General features: G+C 51.1%; 18 protein-coding genes and 1 other RNA gene. 14 read left to right on the forward strand and 5 right to left on the reverse strand.

Annotated elements, in window-relative coordinates; all coding sequences use genetic code 11:
• Positions 1–22 precede the first annotated feature (22 nt).
• Both JR338_09715 and JR338_09720 read left to right on the forward strand, forming a co-directional pair.
• Entirely contained in the window at positions 23–1219 is a 1197-nt protein-coding gene (locus JR338_09715) for a Zn-dependent exopeptidase M28 (protein QRN82690.1), read from the forward strand.
• A gap of 3 nt (positions 1220–1222) precedes the next feature.
• Positions 1223–2299, forward strand: coding sequence for a Zn-dependent exopeptidase M28 (locus JR338_09720; protein QRN82691.1), 1077 nt, complete (start codon positions 1223–1225; stop codon positions 2297–2299).
• 92 nt (positions 2300–2391) lie between these two features.
• Here the strand turns inward: JR338_09720 and JR338_09725 are convergent, their stop codons facing one another.
• The gene (locus JR338_09725) at positions 2392–2913 is read right to left on the reverse strand and encodes a cytochrome c maturation protein CcmE (GenBank protein QRN82692.1); all 522 of its coding nucleotides are present in this window, start codon (positions 2911–2913) and stop codon (positions 2392–2394) included.
• Positions 2914–3051: 138 nt separating this feature from the next.
• On the opposite strand from JR338_09725, the gene JR338_09730 reads away from it, so the two are divergent.
• The 7 genes from JR338_09730 to JR338_09760 all read left to right on the forward strand — a co-directional run bounded on the left by JR338_09730 (position 3052) and on the right by JR338_09760 (position 9017).
• A complete protein-coding gene (locus tag JR338_09730) occupies positions 3052–3687 on the forward strand; it encodes a deoxynucleoside kinase (GenBank protein ID QRN82693.1) in 636 nt (211 codons plus the stop codon).
• Between the two features lie 16 nt (positions 3688–3703).
• Complete coding sequence (locus JR338_09735) at positions 3704–4699, forward strand: hypothetical protein (protein QRN82694.1); 996 nt, start codon at positions 3704–3706, stop codon at positions 4697–4699.
• A 525-nt stretch (positions 4700–5224) separates the two neighbouring features.
• Positions 5225–5623, forward strand: a complete 399-nt coding sequence (locus JR338_09740) for an OsmC family protein (protein ID QRN82695.1) — start codon at positions 5225–5227, stop codon at positions 5621–5623.
• 93 nt (positions 5624–5716) lie between these two features.
• Entirely contained in the window at positions 5717–6256 is a 540-nt protein-coding gene (locus JR338_09745; protein QRN82696.1) for an N-acetyltransferase, read from the forward strand.
• Positions 6257–6297: 41 nt separating this feature from the next.
• On the forward strand, positions 6298–6876 hold the full coding sequence (locus JR338_09750; GenBank protein ID QRN82697.1) for a nitroreductase family protein: 579 nt from the start codon (positions 6298–6300) through the stop codon (positions 6874–6876).
• 122 nt (positions 6877–6998) lie between these two features.
• Positions 6999–7565 carry a TetR/AcrR family transcriptional regulator gene (locus tag JR338_09755; GenBank protein QRN82698.1) on the forward strand — a complete coding sequence of 189 codons (567 nt, stop codon included), beginning with the start codon at positions 6999–7001 and terminating at the stop codon, positions 7563–7565.
• Positions 7566–7655: 90 nt separating this feature from the next.
• Positions 7656–9017, forward strand: a complete 1362-nt coding sequence (locus JR338_09760; protein ID QRN82699.1) for an alpha-glucosidase C-terminal domain-containing protein — start codon at positions 7656–7658, stop codon at positions 9015–9017.
• Between the two features lie 58 nt (positions 9018–9075).
• Here JR338_09760 and JR338_09765 read toward each other — a convergent pair whose 3' ends face one another.
• Positions 9076–10194 carry a 1-acyl-sn-glycerol-3-phosphate acyltransferase gene (locus JR338_09765; GenBank protein ID QRN82700.1) on the reverse strand — a complete coding sequence of 373 codons (1119 nt, stop codon included), beginning with the start codon at positions 10192–10194 and terminating at the stop codon, positions 9076–9078.
• A 164-nt stretch (positions 10195–10358) separates the two neighbouring features.
• Between JR338_09765 and JR338_09770 the strand changes: the two genes are divergently transcribed.
• From JR338_09770 to JR338_09780, 3 genes are all read left to right on the forward strand, one after another.
• Positions 10359–11102 carry an FkbM family methyltransferase gene (locus JR338_09770; protein ID QRN82701.1) on the forward strand — a complete coding sequence of 248 codons (744 nt, stop codon included), beginning with the start codon at positions 10359–10361 and terminating at the stop codon, positions 11100–11102.
• Positions 11103–11375: 273 nt separating this feature from the next.
• A complete protein-coding gene (locus tag JR338_09775) occupies positions 11376–13283 on the forward strand; it encodes a zinc ribbon domain-containing protein (protein QRN82702.1) in 1908 nt (635 codons plus the stop codon).
• Between the two features lie 331 nt (positions 13284–13614).
• Positions 13615–14112 carry a hypothetical protein gene (locus tag JR338_09780; protein ID QRN82703.1) on the forward strand — a complete coding sequence of 166 codons (498 nt, stop codon included), beginning with the start codon at positions 13615–13617 and terminating at the stop codon, positions 14110–14112.
• A gap of 15 nt (positions 14113–14127) precedes the next feature.
• Here the strand turns inward: JR338_09780 and JR338_09785 are convergent, their stop codons facing one another.
• A complete protein-coding gene (locus tag JR338_09785) occupies positions 14128–16473 on the reverse strand; it encodes a PEP/pyruvate-binding domain-containing protein (protein ID QRN82704.1) in 2346 nt (781 codons plus the stop codon).
• A gap of 246 nt (positions 16474–16719) precedes the next feature.
• Complete coding sequence (gene dnaN / locus JR338_09790) at positions 16720–17856, reverse strand: DNA polymerase III subunit beta (GenBank protein QRN82705.1); 1137 nt, start codon at positions 17854–17856, stop codon at positions 16720–16722.
• A 281-nt stretch (positions 17857–18137) separates the two neighbouring features.
• On the opposite strand from dnaN, the gene ffs reads away from it, so the two are divergent.
• Both ffs and JR338_09800 read left to right on the forward strand, forming a co-directional pair.
• Positions 18138–18237: signal recognition particle sRNA small type (gene ffs, locus JR338_09795), an RNA gene on the forward strand.
• A 59-nt stretch (positions 18238–18296) separates the two neighbouring features.
• Complete coding sequence (locus JR338_09800) at positions 18297–19190, forward strand: methyltransferase domain-containing protein (GenBank protein ID QRN82706.1); 894 nt, start codon at positions 18297–18299, stop codon at positions 19188–19190.
• 86 nt (positions 19191–19276) lie between these two features.
• On the opposite strand, the gene JR338_09805 is transcribed toward JR338_09800, so the two are convergent.
• A complete protein-coding gene (locus tag JR338_09805; protein QRN84412.1) occupies positions 19277–19783 on the reverse strand; it encodes a transglycosylase SLT domain-containing protein in 507 nt (168 codons plus the stop codon).
• Positions 19784–19925: the final 142 nt, after the last annotated feature.

Consider the following 19925-nt stretch of genomic DNA (forward strand, 5'->3'; position numbering starts at 1 on the left):
CCAATTCAAAAAGGCTCAAACAATGAAGAGTCGAAAGAAAATCCTATTCATTATCGCAGGGCTGGCCCTTTTGGTCTTGCTTCTGGTGCTTGTCCTGAGCCAGACTGACTTCCTCTCCAATCTCCTGGGTCAAACGACTGCCGGAACCAGCCAGGAGGATTCTTCCGGCACAGTTCTGGTTGATACTACAACACCACCGGTCACGGAATGCACACCCACCACGGCCATAGTAATCGATCCACCTCAGATCGATTATGCCTGCGCCTTCAATCCAGATGTGGAGGCCCTTCAGGCTGAATTTGATTCCGAGAGCTGGCTCAACTGGATTAAACTCCTTTCCGGAGCCAAACCGGTGGAAATGAACGGTGAAACTTACACCATCAAGACCCGCTATACGGAAAGCCTCTTCAACGGTGACCCGGATGCCCGGGCCTTTGAATTTGTACATGACCAATTAGTGCTCTGGGGATATGAAGATCAGGTGACCTTGTTTGCGGAAACGTACATGCCGATTGATTATGAAACGGAAACACCCTGGCAGAACCTGGTCGCTGTCATCCCGGGTACTGATCCGGACCTGGCGGGGCAGGAAATCCTGCTGACCGCCCATCTGGACAGTATCAACAGCGTTGTGCCAGATGGAACAGCCCCCGGCGCCGATGACAACGCAACCGGCATCGCCACGTTAATGGAGGCCGCTCGGATCTTCAAAGACCAACCCTTCAAGCGCACGATCAAGATCATCTTCTTCAGCGGTGAAGAGCGCGGCCTGCACGGCAGCCTGGCCTATACCGCCATGCACGCGGATGAAATGGCGGATATTGTCGGCGTCCTCAACCTGGATATGTTCGGCTATGATGCCGACAATGACCGCTGCTTCGAGCTGCATGTCGGTGGACTGAAAGAATCCAAGCTGTTGGGGAACTGCGTGACGGATCTCATTGACGCCTATGACCTTAACCTGAGCTATGACTACCTGGTTCAGAGTGCTCTGAGCGCTTCGGATCATTCCTCGTTTTGGCGTGCGGATGTTGGGGCGATCCTTGTACTCGAGAATTTTCTCACCCAAGATGAAAAGCTGGGCTGCGGCGAACTCGACAAGAATCCCAACTATCACACCTCCGGGGATCTGGTCTCTGAGATCAATGTGGATACCGCCTTCGATATCGCCCAGGCAGCGCTCCTGACCATCGCCACCATCGCCGAACCGGTACGATAGGGCATGTTCAAAATCATCCAATCCTTCTCAATCATCGCCATCATCCTCGCCACCGTGGTGGTTCCGCCAAATCTGGACTGCGACTGCGGGTATGACCTGCTGGTTGCTGACCTGCTGGATCAGGCCAGTCAAACCCGCTGGGGCCAATGGATTGCAGAACTTTCCGGTGCGGAATCCATCCAGACTGAATCTGGCGAGGCTGTGATCACCTCTCGCAGCAGCCACATCCTTTTCGAGCCAGGTTATAAGCCCAGTGCTTTCGACTACCTCATCAACGAACTTGAAAAAATGGGCTTTATTGAAAACACGGATTTTGTGATCCACACTTATGATTTTCCTTACAGCGAGAAACATCAGGAACGGAATTGGAAAAACCTGATCCTGACCTTCCCCGGTGAAGACCCCGAACTAATGAACGAGCGGGTGTTAATGGTCGCCCACCTGGACAGCATGTCCGAGCAGGAGACAAAGCTGGCCCCCGGTGCGGACGATAACGCCACCGGCGTGGCCGGGCTGTTGGAAGCAGCTTATTTGCTGCGCAACGCCCACTTTGCCCGCACGATCGACCTGGTCTGGTTCAGCGGGGAAGAGCAATCCCGACGAGGGAGCGAATATTTTGTGGACGACTATGCGGACTGGCTGCCGGATATCCAGGCCGTGATCAACCTCGACATGTTCGGCTTCGATTGGGACAACGACCGCTGTTTTGAAGTCCATGCCGGCGTGTTACCTGGCTCACAGGATATTGGGGAATGCCTGGCGGATTCGATTCAGGCTTATGACCTTGACCTAAGGTTCGATCTGATTGATGACTCCGGCGCCTACAAATATTCTGACCACAACGCCTTTTGGATGAATGGTATCCCGGCTGTGATGGTAATCGAAAATTACTCCTACCAGCCGGATGGCGTCTGCGGCCTGACCGACCGCAACTACCAATATCACCGCACGACGGATATACTGACCTATATCAATCAGGACACCGGCTTTTCAATCTTTCAAGCCAGCCTGGCTGCCCTGGCCCAGATCGCAGGTCCAATGGAAGCAGTACCGGACCTGCTTGCACCTACCACTGAATGAATTAGCCTCCAATAGAAAGATATGCAAAATAAAAATCCCAGGTGATATCAGGGATTTTTTAGTTTACATATTGAATAATGGTCAATTGGGAATTATGGCTCAGCCGTTACGACCTGCTCCGGCAGAGCTTCTTCATACTTAGAGGGGCATTTGAGCAAGATCTCTTCCGCTTGGAACGAACCATCCGCCTGGAGCGAGCCTGTGAGGATCGCCTGGGCTTCATCCTTAAGCATATCTGGTTTTGCCCCACTGTAGACCACCATTAACCGGGGTGCATCCGGATCAGTTGCAGCTTCGTGCAAAACAGCTTCCAACCCACCCAGGGCAGCGATCTCATCATCATCCGTGGGAATATCCGCTATGGTGAAATACAACAAGTGAGCGTCAGTATCGTAGTGAATGCTGTCACCGATCACCGCACCGGAAACCCTTAAGTTTTCCCCTGAATAATCCTGCTCAGCACTCTTCAGCTCGCTAACCGTCAGGAAAAACTGCGCCGTCGCCCGGGTGGCACTGATCACCATGATGACCACCACGGCGACCAGCAGAACGCCGCCAACGATGAATTTAATATGGTTGTTCTTATTTGTGGGTTGTGGCACGGGTTGTGTCATTCAAATCCTTGATGAGTCTGAATTGATTTTATTTTACCTTCTCGAATGTTCAAAAGCGATAGAAAAATTAAATTTAATCTTTGGGCACGCCGTCCTATGGTATAAGTATATCCACTAGATCATTGTTTGGGAGCGCATATGTATATTGCCATTGAAGGCGTCATTGGCGTGGGGAAAACCACCCTGGCCCGGATGTTACAAGCCAATTTTGAAGCGGAACTCCTGCTGGAGATTTTTGAGGAAAATCCCTTTCTCAGCGATTTCTATGGCGACCGGGCTCGCTATGCCTTCCAAACCCAGATTTTCTTCCTGCTGAGCCGCTATCACCAACAGCGCAAAGGCGTCCGGGAAGCCCTGACATCTAATCCCTGGCTGCTCTCCGATTACACCTTTGACAAGGACTCGCTTTTTGCGACAGTCAACCTGGACGGGGATGAACTGGAAATGTACTACCGGGTCCATGAAGCGCTCGCAGAAAAGATCAAACGACCTGACCTTGTCGTCTATCTCAGAGCGGATAACGACATCCTTATGCAGCGAATTGCGCAAAGAGACCGTCCCTATGAACGCCAAATGGACGTTAATTATATTGCGACCCTGAATCAAACCTACGATACCCATTTCGCCAATTATTCAAACGGCAACGTGCTCACAATCAACACCAACCAACTGGATTTTGTCCGAAACAAGGAAGATCTGGATTGGGTTGAACAACGTATCCGCCAGGCACTCAAGATGGCTCCATTCCAGGAAAATTTGCCGATCAATCTCTAGTTCCGGGGGAGGATCTATGCGTATCACAGATGATCTGCTTCATAAATTTGCCCTTGATGCTATTAAAACTCGCAGCCGGACTGAGCCCGACCTTCACGCGGCCTATCTGATAGGCTCTGTCCCGCTGGATGACGCTCTTTTAGGTGGCGCTGCCGATATTGACATTGTCCTGGTCCACCGCTACAAAATTGATGTTAAGCGCGAAGTGGAAGATATCACGCCAGAGGTCTCTCTGGATATCCACCATGTTCTCAAGGACGCCTATGAGCCACACCGAAAGCTACGCCAGGACCCCTGGCTGGGTTACCCGGTGACGCAGCCGAATATCCTGCTGCATGACACCAATCATTGGTTTGAATTTATCCAGGCCGGTGTCAGCGCGGATTTCCAGTCCGCGGAGAACGTCCTGGCCCGATCCAATTTGTTATTGGAAGCCGCTCGCGAAAACTGGCTCAACCTGTTGAAATCCACCCCAGCCTCCCATGCCCTCTGGCTCCAACAATATCTGGACATCCTGTACCTGGCAGCCAACGCCGTGGCAGGCTTGATCGGATCGCCACTCACCACCCGCCGCTTCCTGGTCAAGTTCCGTGAGCAAGCCCTCACCCTGGGCGCTCCCGCCATTTTGGCAGATTTTATCGGCCTGTTGGGTAACCTGGATGCAACTCAGGACCAGTTATTTGATTGGACAAAAGCCTTCGAGGCGGAACTCTCCGAGGCCGCAGATCAACCCATCCCTCTGGACCTGGCGCCTTGCCGCCATTCCTATTATCTGAATGCCATCCGTGCGCTGACTCAGGGCGACGCCCCGGAGGAAGCTGTTTGGCCGCTCCTGAAGGTCTGGACGGATCTGAACTGTTTGGTTACTGCTAAACCCTCAGCCTCCTGGACTGAGTTGCTGAACGCCCTGCAATTAAATATGGAGCACCTCGACCCAAAGGCTGAAGCGCTTGATGCATTCCTGGATAATGTGGAATTGGTTCTGGAGACCTGGGCCAACGCCTACGTCTGAGCGTAGGCATCGTTTTCACCGATCCCTGTTTCCCAAACCAACCCCATTAATATTCATTTAGATGTATCGCGTCCATGTTTACCTGTGGATAAATGCCGGAAAACTGTGGATAACTTATACGAAATGTGGATAACTCGCTCAAATATTCCAAGAATCCGCGAATAAGACTCTGGATAGAATCGGGATAAAAAAGCCACTTTTCGAAGCGAACCCACTTATTCTTCCTGCGGCTGATTTGATCCCCAAATTCTCCACAATGACACGGGGATAGAATCTCACCGATCAAAGCCCCATATCTTAGGGTGACTCCTGCCGTGCCCCACAGATAAATCGTGTTAATGACTGAGAATCATCGCACCACAGGACTTATCCACTTTTCCACAGCCCCTATTACTACAACTAATTAATGATTCTTAATTAAACATATGTGAATATATATTGTTTTAAATTCTCAAAACTCAAAGTGTAACTTTTCCCCCTGAACTGCATCCAAAAAGAAAATAACAGAAATGAGGATTTGATAGTATGGACATGGTAATTGATTTTCCTGGTGGCGCTCGGGTGGATGCCCATTATGGCCCTTATAACATTATGACTGACCAACCCCCAGCGGGTGGCGGCAAGGGTGAAGCTCCCACACCTTTTGCCTTATTCCTGGCTTCCATGGGAACCTGTGCCGGGATTTATGTTTTAGGTTTTTGCCAACAGCGTGGGCTGCCAACTGAAGGCATCCGAATCGTTCAGTCAATGTACCGTTCTCCGGCCACAGGTCTGATCAGCAAAGTTGATATGGAAATTCAGGTTCCAGCCAGCTTCCCGGAGAAATATCGCGAGTCACTGATCCGCTCCGCTCAGCTCTGTGCTGTCAAGAAACACCTCGAGAATCCACCACAATTTGAAATTACAACAGCTGTGACTGATTAATTCTTCTCTCCCTAAAATAAGTTGTTACCGACCCCGCTTAGCTCTCATAAGCGGGGTCACCGGTTAATTTTATAACACGCTATAATCAGAGGGATGAAGCAAAAACACTGTTCGCCAATTATTGTCCGCAGAGAAAAGACGGCTGATATTCCTGCTATCAGGGAGGTCAATCTCAGCGCTTTTAAAGGGCCGGGAGAAGCTCAGGTTGTGGACCTGCTTCGAGAAAGCGGGGAGACTTTTGTCTCCATCGTGGCGGAGATCGACGGCCAGGTGGTGGGTCACATCCTCTTCACGCCGGTCAGGCTGGTTGCGGATACAGGCGAGACTATCAATGGGATGGGATTAGCTCCTCTGGCCGTCCATCCGGAATATCAAAACCAGGGGATTGGCAGTATCTTGTGTGAGGCTGGGGTGGAGGAAATGAAAGACAGAGGCGCTCCCTTTGTGGTTGTTCTGGGCCATCCAGCTTATTATCCTCGGTTCGGGTTTGAGCGGGCGAGCAAGTATGCACTGCGCTGCGCTTATGAGGATGTGCCGGCTGAAGCGTTTATGATCAAGATCTTTCATCCGCAGGTATTGGAAGGATTATCAGGGGTGATTTATTACCGGCAGGAATTTGATGAAGTCACTTAAAATGCACTTCTGTGTTTAATTTACCGAAAGGGTGATCGAGAATGGAAACATTTGATGCCATCAATACGCGTAAGAGCATCCGAAAATATCAGGATAAGGATATCCCGCAGGAAATTTTAGATAAGATCCTGACGGCTGCCATCCTGTCGCCTTCCGGGAAGAACAAACAGCCCTGGAAATTCTATGTGGTGCGGGGAGAGAAACGGGCAGAGATGGTGCAGGAGATGCAAAAGGGAATGGATCGACTCGGGACGCAAGGAATCAACACCGGCAGCGCTCGTTACACCATCCGGGTGATGGCGCAGGCCCCCGTGACTATCCTGGTTTTCAATCCCTTCAGCCGCCACCCGCTTTTGCCCAGAAATACTCAGGAAATTTATGGCGACATGGTGGATATGCAGTCCATTGGCGCTTCAATCCAGAATATGCTGCTGGAAGCCACTGATTTGGGCATTGGATCGCTCTGGATTTGCGACGTATACTTCGGTTATGAAGAACTTTCTGAGTGGGTAGGTGAGAAAGGTGAGTTGATTGCTGCGGTTTCCCTGGGGTATGCCGATCATACACCTCGGATGAGGCTGCGTAAGCCGGTGGACGAAGTGACGGTTTATGTGGAATAGGCCTGATTAGTTTGGAGAGTGGAGTGCAGGTATACCTGCATTCTTTTAATTTAATCAGGATGTGCTTTAGAAGAATTAAGTTCAATCTTGACAAAATATACCGATCGGTATAGACTCCTGGTATGGACAATAAACAGGTATTGCTGGATCGGGCATTGGAACTTTTTAGCCAGCGCGGCTATGACGCAGTTGGTGTGCGTGAGGTAGTCGAAGCTGCTGGCGTGACAAAGCCCACCCTCTATCATTATTTCGAATGCAAGCGCGGGCTGCTGGATTCCTTGTTGCAGCGGGAAGGCACCCCGATGCTGGAGCAGATCCAACGTGCCGCTGATTATCAGCGAGATCTGGTCCTGACCCTGGAAACCATTGCCAGGGCGTATTTCCAATTTGCGCAGGACAATAGAGTCTTTTATCGGCTGCAGATGGCAATGGTTTATGCGCCGCCGGAAAGTGAAGCTAATCAGGCCATCCGAGCTTTCTCAAAAAGACAATATGAGATCCTCGAAGGAGTCTTTATCAAGGCGGCTGAGGACCATGGCAATTTACGCGGTCGTCATAAACGCTACGCGGCAGCTTTGTTAGGGCAGATCAATGTAATGATTGAGCTTTTCCTCAATGACAGCCTTGAGCTGACCAATGAAGTGACCTATCTCACCATCCACCAATTCATGTACGGAATATTCAGCTAAATTATTGAAACTTAAAATGGTAATACATAAAAATCATCTGTATCGATTACTATACCTACCGGTAGTTCATGCGAACAAAAGGAGATTAATTTGACCCAAAACACATTCTGGTGGCAAAACGCTACCTTCTATCATATTTACCCCCTCGGTCTTTGCGGCGCACCCCTGCGGAATGACTTTCAAACGACGAATCGGATTGAGGCGCTCTATCCCTGGCTGGATCATATGCAGAAGTTAGGTATGGATTCTCTTTACCTGGGGCCAGTTTTCCAGTCCTCCAGTCATGGTTATGACACGATCGACTATTACCTGATTGACAGCCGATTGGGTGATAACGATTCATTTGCTCGGTTTGCCGAAGAAATGCACCGGCGGGGGCTGCGGTTGGTGCTGGATGCTGTTTTCAACCACGTTGGCCGTGATTTTTGGGCCTTTAAGGACCTTCAGGCTCACGGTGAGGCGTCCGCCTATAAAGACTGGTTCCATATTCACCGGTTTGGCGGGCAGAGTCCCTTTGGTGATCCCTTTGAATATGAAGGTTGGCAGGGACATTATGGCCTGGTTAAGCTCAATCTGTCTCATCCGCATGTTCGTGCGCACATTTTTGACGCTGTTGGGATGTGGATGGACAGATTTGGTATTGATGGGCTGCGCCTGGACGCGGCGGACTGTATCGATTTTGACTTTTTACGTGCCCTGCATCAATTCTCCAAGTCACGCCGGTCCGATTTCTGGCTGATGGGCGAGGTGATCCACGGGGATTATCGCCAGTGGGTCAATCCTGATAGCCTGGATTCGATCACAAACTATGAATGTTATAAGGGGCTTTGGTCCAGCCTGGTGGATAAGAATTACTTTGAAATTGCTTATGGCCTGAACCGGCAATCCGGCCTGCAGGGGATTTATAAAGATTTACTCTTCTATAATTTCGTGGATAACCATGATGTGGACCGGGTTGCCAGTAAATTCAGTAACAAGGCGCTCTTATATCCTCTCTATATCCTGCTTTTCACCATGCCTGGCATTCCATCGATCTATTATGGCAGCGAATTTGGCTTGGATGCGAAAAAGGAACCGAATAGTGATGTCAACCTGCGTCCGGCCCTTGACCTCATGGCGCTGGAAAACAATGTGCTTCAAAAGGACCTCTCAGGTGTTATCCAGCGATTATCCGCCTTGCGCAGGCAGTCCCCGGCAATTTTGCTGGGGAAGTATCAGGAAATGCTGGTCAATGCAAACCAACTGGCTTTTTCACGTCAGTATGATGGGGATAACGTCGTTATCGTACTAAATAGCGCTTCTCAGGCGGCAGAAGTTCACCTGGAGCGGTTGCCCTGGCAGGGCGGAAAAGTGCATGACCTGCTCAATCCGGGCGAGACTTTCCAGATCGAGCAGGATCAGCTCAATTTATCCGTCCCACCCACCTGGGGCCGGATATTGCACCAAGGATAGGTGCTTAAATAACAGGCTCTCCCGAGAGGGAGAGCTTTTTTTATTGGTAACTACAAAATTACATCTGAGGAGGGAAACACCCACCGCGTTCAGTCACAAGCGCTCCCGTCTTGGCATTCTTAAAGCGCCGCATGGGATTGAGTTTGAGGGTATAGCCCTTCTTATGGGCCCATTTGCCAAGCCGGCAAAGTTCTTCAAGCGATTTCTTCACGGCCAAACCGCGCTGGATGCCGAAACGGTAGGTGAAATAGCCGGGGTTGATTTCTAAATAATCCAGAATGGATCGCCAGGCAGTCAGCAGGTCTTCGGGCGGCAGATATTTATTGACCGATTTAATAGTCCTGATAGGAAGATGCAAGTTGCGATAGAGCACGTCCATCAGGGTCGGGTAAAACAACAGCCGGGCATAAGCCGGTCCATGTTTGACTTTCAGATCTTCTGGTATTGCAATGGACCCATTTTTACCAAGTACTTTGATCTGGAGGTGATAAGCTTCATCCAGCCGGCGGGAAAATTGATGCAGGTCCTCTTCAGGGACAAGTTCGTTGATCTTTTGCAAAACGAGATTGGCGGATTGTTCTAAATTGGCTTTTAGGGATAGGTCGTTGTTGGGAATGGTTACCGGGGGGAGCAGTTCACCGACATTCATCACCAGCTTGGGGTGTTTGAGATGCAGGGCTTTTCTCAGGCTGCCTTTAAGCCCGCCAAACCCGATGGGGAGAATTGGGGCCTGGGCCTTATAACTCAACCAGGCCACACCGGGCTGGGCTTGCATTTGGGCCGGGTCCCAGGTGCCTCCTTCCGGGAAGATGCCCAAGATGCCACCCTGTTTTAGGATGGCGAGAGATGCGTTTAACCCTTCACGGTCCAGGTTTCCCCGGTTGATTGGGACGAGGCCGTAGGTTTTGGCGAAAAAAGCGTAGTTGGGATCAAAGGGGATATCGCCATTCCCGATGAATTCCACCTGACCTGGCGTGAAAGCGATCATTAACGCTGCTTCCAGTTCGGCTACATGGTTACCGGCCAGGATAATGGGGCCTATTTTTGGTAGACGCTCCTGACCGGTGATCTCCACCCGGGAGAGGAGGGATAATAAAGCACGGGACAGGGCGCTCATGGTCTTTCTGACCAGAACATTGCGGGGGTATTTAATCCTCGTCGTAGCGGTTGGACTCATTCTCAGCGGCAATTTTCTCTAGTTGTGATTTAAAGGGGCTGATGACAAAGATCAACAGCCCAGATAATTATAATGCAGTGTGCAAGTGTGAATTTCAAGCAGATTAACGGTTGGCAAGTATAATTAGCCTGTCCGTTGGATAGTAGAAACGTTTATGAGGCTTGATGAATTTTTCAAAGATCAATTATCGTAGTTTTTGGGGACGATTACTCCGCTTGCCACTGCGCCTGATCCCAAAGCGGATGGCGATGCCGATTATGCAGGGCCGCCTGCGCGGTACGAAATGGATTGTTGGGGCGGGAGAACATGGATACTGGCTGGGCAGCTATGAGATGAACAAGCGTCTCGCCTTTGAACGGGAAATTACTCCCGGAACGGTAATGTATGACATCGGGGCGAACGTAGGTTATTTCAGTCTGCTGGCTGCGGAACTGGCTGGCCCGGAAGGTCAGGTCTATGCCTTTGAGCCACTGCCCAGAAATGTGAAATTCCTCGAAAAACATATAAAAATCAATAAATGCGATAATATCGAAATAGTGGAGGCTGCAGTCTCTGATCACAGCGGTGAAGTGCATTTTAACCTGGGCGCAAGCACGGCGATGGGGCATATTGCTGAGTCGGGCGGCATCCAAGTTAAGATGGTTGCGCTGGATGAAATGCTGGCATCTGGTGAATTGCAACCACCGGACTATATGAAAGTGGATGTCGAAGGGGCCGAATACGAGGCCCTGAAAGGGGCCAGGACTCTGTTGGAGAAATACCATCCGCTCCTTTTCCTGGATACTCACCAGCGGGAAGCTCACCTTCCTACGATTGAGCTATTAAAAGAATTGGGCTATAAATTTGAGATACTGGATGGAAAATCACTGACTGCTACCAAGGAATTGATTGCCCGATATCCCGACTAAGCGGTCAACGGATTGATAGCCCACATTTAATTTAGTTTTGACATCTTCTGAAGCTGCCCTTTATCTAAAGTTCTTATACTAAGAATGAAAGTGGCGAGAATAATTAAAATGCCAACCGGTTTCGAAGTCCAAAGCGCATTTGCTAAAGTTATTGGCGATGCGCTTTATTGATTCTATGACCATTTAGACGGGGGACTTGACAGATGGACTTTATTTCATTAATCTAGAATTAGTTTCCCTTTTTAATATAGACAGATTAGAGTTGGAGGTCAGATGAGATGCCCTAATTGTCTTTACGAAAATCACGAACAGGTTGAGATTTGTGAGCGCTGCGGAGAATCGCTGCGCGGAGAAAACAAACTGTTTAACACCTGTCCCAGCTGTGGCTACATCAATGAAACCGGTGCTGATTTTTGTGAGTCCTGTGGGGAGGCAATGAGCCCCAGCGGTTTACGTAAATCTGCCCGAAAGAAGTTTGCCAAGAAACAAAGACGCGCCAGGAAAGTCCGAACCCCGAGATCGGGTGGCGGCTGTTCATCGGGCTTATTTTTATTGATCCTTATCTTTATCGCTTTTTTCTTGTTAGGATTAATCCAGGGAGAAGCAACATTTGAACCAGCTGAGGTCGCAGAACCGGAGACCTTATTGGTATTGCGGGGGACCTCAGATTTGGGCCTAGCGGAAGGTTCAAGCTTGAATGAATTTTCCGCCCGAGCAATTGATCCGGCAGGTGTCAACCGGTTGTCGCTGTATGTCGATGGGCAGTTGGTTGGCGCTCAGAATTATGGCGCGAATAATCAGGCCGATTACACCCCTGGGCTGGGATCTTTATCGGCAGGCGACCACACATTATTCATCCGATCTGTGAACGCCGAAGGCAAGACGGCTTATTCACAGGTGATAACAGTTCATGTGACAGCTGGCGGCGGTGGAGCCTTTTCACTGCCCGCAGATCCTAAGGGAAGCGGAGTTCCGACTGACATTCGGTTGAACAACCTGCTTGATGGAAAACGGATTGGCGTTAGCTGGGAAACAAAAGAGTCGGATATCGATAGTGTCAGGATCTATGCCCGTCCACCAGGCTCCTCAGGGCTGGTGTATCTGGCAGATATTGATGGTGAAGCAACCCAATATGACTTTCCAGTGGAACGTGAAGGGCGGTGGGAAGTTTACCTCTCGTATCTCAACAGCGAGGGTTATGAAGGCGAACTTGGTTTTGCAGATCTGGTTGTAGGCGTGGATGTGGCCGCTCCAGAAGAGTCGCTCAAGGATTTGCCAGCCCCAATCCGTGTTGGTCTGGTGGTGCGGGCCTCGGATTGTCAACAGGCTGCCAGTCAGCTGGGTGCGGCACGGGATGAGTATTATGCCGCTTGTCTATCCGCAGTCAACGATGGGCAGCACACTTTTCTTGTCTGGGATTGGCCAATTAGGTGGCAGGACGGTGTTCTATATACCAGGTCCGATGTTTTGGGTTTTGAGTTGAAATTGGTTCTGATGGATGCAGATGGGACGGCACTGGGTGAGCGGGTGACTGCCATTCCGTTCAGCAAAATACGCGGCGCGATCCGGACCAGTCAGGAAATCAACTGTGGCGTTCAACGCAGTTGGTATGTGCGGGCCGTTGGACCGGAATCGGTTTCCGATTGGTCCTATGCCGGATCAGTTGCAGCCGAGAACTGTGCCCCGGAGAAACGGATTGGTGATGGCTGTGCGGGTCAGGCAGATGCTGTTGTAATGAGCGCTCTGCCGGGAGGCTTCATGCCGGACCTATTCTTCAAGGCGGCATGTGAAGGGCTGGACCTTTGTTATGCTGATGGCGCTATTGGACAGCCGAAAGTTGGTTGTGACAATTTATACCATTCAAACTTACTGGCGATTTGTGCCCAGAAGGAGGGTTTGGTTGATTATGGGATCTGTAAGAAAGTGGCTGAAGATTTTTACAATGCAGCCAATAGGCACGGATCAGCATATTACCCAATGGGGGCAACTCTTGAAAAATGCTTCGAAGCGGATCACATTGCTGGGTGCTTCACGGGCAATCTAAGTGCGATGACCAATCAGAGCGGTGACAAGGTTCGGGCTGCAACGATTTGGGTTGGAAGGGCTGCCTGGACCGGGTTAAGTCGCTTTGGACAAGGTGTGATTTGGGTCGTGGATCGAGTTATTGAAGCGTTCGACTAGGATCCGCGGAATAAAATAATTGTCATCTGCAAGTACTATTCAGGGACGGTTTAACCCTTGCGCTGTAATCGTCCCTGTTAAATTTAACTTTCAATTTTGATGAAGATTTCAGCCGTTTCGAAATCAGGGACGTTCTTACGAAAAACATTCAAAAACCAGTAATTTCAGGCATCAAACTCAAGAAATTCCTGAGAAAACGTATTGTTTCACGTGAAACATTGGGATTAGGAAGCTGGAATTTTGGCCTAAGACGCTCCGATGTTTCACGTGAAACATTTTAACCGGCTTGACACCAGCAGGGGGTTGGATTAACGTTGGGGTGGAGTGACTTATGCCTTTTTTGATCCGTGTTTTTAATTCAATTCCTATCGGCCCCGTTGATCCTCAGGAAGTTCTGGCTGCGATTACCGCATCCAATTACCAGACACTCTGTCGACAGTATGGGTTGGATCCGGTGCTGATCGAGCCTGGCCTTTCGCAATTGAGTGTCCTGACAGCGCCGGATTTGGCCGCACCTTTCTTCACTGTGGTTTACCGGGAAAACGGTGAGCCGCCGATTGTGGTTAACATTGACGAGTGGGACGCGAGAAATTTTGAGGCCGTGGCCTTTGTACCACCGGCAGGTCTGCGGAGTGTGTTTTTTGATGCCGTGCAGTTGGTCAGTATTGAGCTGGAGGAGGATCAACTGCAGGATCTGGGGTTGCTGCTGGCTTATGAGGTGGCGCGGTGGGCAGCCTTTCAGGGTAAAGGCATTCTGCTGGGACTGGATGGGCGTTGGTATCGGTTAAACGCCCATAAGGCATTTCTGCCTGTGGGTGATCCGAGTTAGCTTATCTCGAATGGCTTATTGCAGGCGACCGTTGCGCCCCCTGAGGGATTCTTCTAAAAAAGCTAGAGCTCTTTCTTCCTCGCCGTTCATTATTAGTTCCAAATGATGATTGGGTTTATAGTCGCTGACCTTAATCAGGCGCAGGCGGTCAAATAGGGCAGGTTCCACTTCGATCCATTCGGCCAGGCGGTTGGGCGTGTCATAGAAGAAATTCCGATTGAAGTTGTCTTCGCCAATGTATGTCGCCAGGGGGAAGATTTGTCCTTCCAGCAGGTCCTGGAAGAAATGCGTACCCAGAGAGGGTTCCGGGGCGGGACCAATGCCTTCGCCGGAAAGCTCCACCAGGGCTTTACTGTTGAAGATGTCCGCGTAATCCACGTGGACACCGAGATCCGGGTTGGAAGTGCCCCAACGACCGGGACCTACACAGATGAAGCTCTCGTTGCTCAGGGCGGCATTAAGTCGTCCGATGGCGCGCTCGAGTTTGTTGCGGGCGGATTGTGATGACAGAGAGAAGTAGCTCTCCGGGGGCACGAAGAGGACATAGGTGATCTCTTCCAACCAGCCACCGGCCACCATGATGCTCGATGAAAAGATGGTGTTTTCGGGGGTGATATTCTGGGGAATGCTGACCCGGTTGCCTTCTTTCATGTAACTGAGCGGGCGGCACTGAATGATCGAGATTTTGATATCCGGTTTCCCGTTGTCCTCAACGACATCAGCGATAAATTCCACATCCACCGGTGAATCATATTCCTTTTCGATCGCATTCAGCAAATACCGCATCCTTTCAGCAAAGGGTGTCCGTCGGAGCAACTCTTCAAAGGTCATGATCAATTGTGAGGGTTCAGCGTCGACCAACCGGGAGCGGATAGAACGGAAATAACCTTCCTGATCCACCTGAGCCAGGTAACGCAGGGGTGGGTAGTCGCCTTTGAGTACTTCGTGAATCGGCAGGGTTTTGAGCTTGTTCTCTTTGAGATCGATCAGGTCAACATACTGCTGAGAATAGCGTCGAATGGATTGAGCGGTGTTCGATGGGCGCAGGGTGGGGTGGCTGAGAGCAACCAACCGGGGGTAGTCATTGCCCACACGGTCCACAGCTCGGGTGCCCAGGCCCCAGACCAACCGGATGAAACCATCTTCGGGACGGATCTGCGGGGACCAGCGATACTGGTTGTGGCTGAAGGCCACACCGGAGAGGTCCGGCAGATAGTAATCTCCAAATTGGTTGCCTTCCACGGTCTGGATTAGCACGGCCATCCGCTCATCATAATCCTGAAGCCCGCGACTTCGCCGGTAGAGTTGGGCGGTAGGGTTGAGCGTGGAGGCATAGATCCGGGCAATGGCTTTGGTGAGCGCCTTCATGTTTTCCTGAATATCACCCTGATTGGGCAGGAAGATGCTATCATATTTCCCCGCAAAGGCCGTTCCAAAATTGTCTTCCAGCAAACTGGAGGAGCGTACGATCAGCGGCCGTTTGCCCACTGAGGTGACCAAGGTTTCAAGGCGCTGGATGATACTTGGCGGGAAGTCGCCGTTGGTGAAGTCTTCGACGATCTTGGGGTAGTCCCTTCGCATCTCGTCTTCGGGCTTGTATTTTTGGTCATTCCAATGATGGAAGTTGTTGATTGAAATAAAGGTATACAGCAAATCTGACCCGAGGAAATAGGATTCGGGCGTTCGAAGGTTTTGGCGAAGCTCCTCATTGGGGCTTTGTTCCAGGATCTTATAGGCCAACAGCATGCCGGCTGCTTTGCCGCCGATTCGCCCATGGCCAATCTTGTGGCGGCGGATTTCAGCCAGGTCGGACATGGTGAACCAATTACGGGCAATGTTGATGTAGCGCAGCTGGTCGCTGATCATGTTGCGGATCAGCACCACTTTGATCTCCCGCAGGCGCGGTTCCATGTGCCTGCGCTTGGCGGGGGGCAGGTTCTCAATCGTCATCCCCTGGTTGAAGAGCATTTCCTGGGGAGCGACTTCCGGATTGAATTCATACAATGCTTCGTGGGTGGTGACGCCCCGCTCGTTCAACACTTCTTCAATCAATTCCTCGATCAACTCAAAGCTGAGATGGTGGCTGAAATAAAAGTCCGTCAGTTGGTCACGCACTCTGGCCTTGCGGCGTTCCCAGACCTCAGCGGGCTCTTCGATTTGAGGACGCTGCAGGCCCTCACGTTCCTGTGATTGGATGGCCTTGCGAATGACTTCCTGTTCAAAATCATTGGAATCCAGGAATTTGCGGTTGAAAAGCTCCCGCCGCATCAGATCTCGGACGCGGGAGGAGAGGATTGGATATTGGGCGAGCGCCAGATAAACGCTTAGCAACCGGTCGGTTGCGCTGGGAGGTAATGTCATTGCAGGTCTGCCTCTTCTAAGGACTTCTTAACAGGATAATTCTAATGGATTCTTTCAAAAGTGGCGAATCTTAAAGGGCGAATCAATTTAATTATATTAGACTAAGCCGATAGTTATTATCTCAGATACTATGCCCTGTGTTCCATTATCTGAAGAAAAAAAGGGGTAGGTTTCTGCGCAGCGAATTTTTCAAAACAAAAAGCACCTGACCAGTGCCAGGTGCTTATAATCTCTTGATAAAATAGCTCAGCCGATGTGCATGGGCATGATGATGTGCTTGAAGTGATCGTCGCCCTGGGGCCTGATCAGGCCGGGGGTGTTGGCGGCATTCGTCTCCAGCCAGACATTATCTGCTTTCACCACTTCCAGCACCTCCCGCAGGAAGCGGACATTGAAAGCAACCAGCAGTGGGACACCTTCCACAGAGGCATCCACCAGTACTTCTGAGGAGCCGGTCTGCTCGGATTGAGCTGAGATTTCCAGGGTGCCGACACTGGCGTCGTCGGTTTCAGGGATGATGTTCAGCCGGGCCACGTTAGTGCCCTCACGGGCGATGATCTCAGACTGCTTGCAGGCTTTGAGCAGGCCAGCAGTGGAGAGCAGGGTGTGGGTTTTGAAGTTTTGAGGGATGATCGCCCGATAATCCGGGAAATTACCTTCGATCAACTGGGAAGCCAGCTCTAGATTGTCCATATGGAAGATCACCTGACCGCGGTCTGGCGGGAAGGTCATTACCAGGGTGCCATCTGTGCCGCCGCCGATGATTCGGGCCAGTTCGATCAGTGCCCGGGCGGGGATGATAGCTTCAATCGGCCGGGAAACGGCATTGGGGATGTCGTCTTCGCGGATGGAGATCCGGAACCCGTCGGTTGCGGCCATGGTGATATGATCACCGTCCAATTTGAGCAGTACGCCGGTCAGAACGGGGCGGGCTTCATCCATGGAGGCTGCAAAAGCAACCTGCTGGACCATTTCCTTGAAGTTTGCAACGTTCAGCGGGACGCCTTCATCGATATTGGGCTCGGGAATTGGCGGGAATTCTTCGGCATCAATCCCTTTGATGTTGGTCTCGGATGTGCCGCATTTCACATTGAGGGTATGGGTGCTGTTATCCAGGATGAGAGAGACCTGTTCGTTCGGTAAATTGCTAACAAGATCCGTGAACGTCCGCGATGGAACGGTGATTGCCCCTTCACCTTCGACTTTTGCGCCCATCCAACAGGTGATCCCCAGTTCGAGGTTGGTCGCGGAAAGACGCAGGCGGCCATCATCGGTTTTGATCAGGATATTTGATAGCACGGGCAGGGTGCTGCGGGGGGAGACAGCCCGTGAAACGATACTGACACAGTGGGCAAGTTGTTGTTGATTGACGAAAACTTTCATCGGGTGGGCACCTCTCCTGTCGTCCGTTAGTGATCTTCTTAATCAATCTAAAGTATACAACGAAGGTCAAATTTTTACCAGTTTAGGGCCTCTTGGCGGGGTAGAAGAGGAGTATTGTTACTCTTTGGTGCGCTCAAAATCGGAGCGCACCCTACGATGATAGGTTGCAAAACAATATAGTATTTGTAGGGTGTGCAGTGTTCTTCTACGCACCAAATTAAAGGGGTGATGGGGCCTTCCGTTGACAGTCCACCCTGAGTGCAGTATGCTTAACCACGTCCGGGTGGGACCGGCGCGGCGGAGCCCTGCGAACCCCGTCAGGTCCGAAAGGAAGCAGCGGTAAGGAGGTATCTCCGGGTGCCGCCGGGAATCCTGCTCGGACATTTTTTTTGCCTAAAACACGTTTGCCCTCCACCTCATTTCGTGATATAAACCAGACCATGAACGAAAATACACCTCCCGTATGCAGTTATGAAGGTTCCGATTACCAGCAGAGTTTTTGGGACGAAGGCGGCCGCGCCTATGAGGACGCAGCCGAGGCCATTGCACTTAAAAAGATGCTGCCGGCTTCAGGCCGGTTGATGTTGGAGCTGGGCGCAGGTGCTGGGCGCAACACCCCTCGCTATCGGAACTATGATCGGGTGGTACTGCTGGATTATTCCCGCACCCAAATGGAGCAAGCCAGGGATCGATTGGGTTATACCGATCGGTATATTTATATTGCCGCTGATGTTTACCGTCTGCCCTTTATTGAAAATGTCTTTGATGGAGCCACAATGATCCGGACGCTGCATCACATGGCTGAACCGGAACAAGCGCTGGCCCAGGTGCACAAGGTGATGGCGCCTGAGGGTGTTTTCATCCTCGAATTTGCCAATAAACGGAACCTCAAGTCCATGCTGCGTTACCTTTTAGGCAAGCAGAGCTGGAGTCCCTATACTCTTGACCCGGTGGAATTTGCCGAATTGAATTTTGACTTTCACCCCAAAGCTGTTCGGGGCTATCTGGCGGAGGTCGGCTTTGAGATTCAGAAGCAATTGACCGTGTCGCATTTCCGGATGGGTGCACTTAAACGAAACGTTCCGACCAAGTTGCTCGCTGGTTTGGATTCGCTGCTCCAGTGGACCGGGTCCTTTATCCAGGTGAGTCCCAGTGTGTTCACCCGTAACCGGACCCTCAAGTCCGGTGAGGCCAATACCGGCGACGGTTTGTTCGCCTGCCCGGCCTGCGGGGCCCCTTTGCCCTCGTTGGGAGCTGATTTGACTTGTGAACAATGCGGTCGCACCTGGCCTTTCAAGGATGGGATCTACGATTTCCGAATCCAGGATAAATAATCAGGGCACTAAACCGATCTAATAATAAATAAAACCACCCTCGCCTTAAAACGAGGGTGGTTTTTATCTAGGGGCGGAGAAATCGATCAATAGGTACCCCAAATATCGAGTACCAGATCCGCATAGTAATAGCCGATGTCCATTGGTCCATATTTATAGAGCGCTTCCCGGTAGGAGCCATATTTTTCAACCAGGCTGGCTAAGTATTGACTGCCGAATTGGATGTTATAGGCGGGGTCTTTCAACTCTGTAGTGGTGGGACGGTAGGCAAAGCAGGGGCCATTCACACACATGAACTCCGCTGCCAGGCCATCCCGGGGCATCACCTGCATCAAGCCAACTGCACCGCTGCTGGAATAGGCCGCGGGGTCGCCGCCACTCTCCTGCACGATCACGGACGCGATCAGGGCGGCTGGCAGACCGACTTCCTGGGCTGCCGCTTCGATCTGCGGACACCATTGGCGGACATCTGCCGGGAAACCGGAGGATAGGGTGCATCCAGTCTGCTCTTCTGCTGCCTTTTGGATGCTTTGTTGGGAAGAGGCTTCTGCCAGGGCTGTCTGGGTGGGGGCCAGCAGCACCTCCGATGGCATTCGAGATGCCGCTACCGTGCCAAGCCAAATGACGATCATGCAACCTATGAATACTGCCGGGATCACAATAATGCGTTTCATCAACCACCTGCCTGCCAAATTAGAAAATATGTTCTATACCGTAAGGTTAGTATAGCACAAT

This window comes from Chloroflexota bacterium (genome assembly GCA_016887485.1).
Classification (GTDB): Bacteria; Chloroflexota; Anaerolineae; order Anaerolineales; family Anaerolineaceae; genus Brevifilum.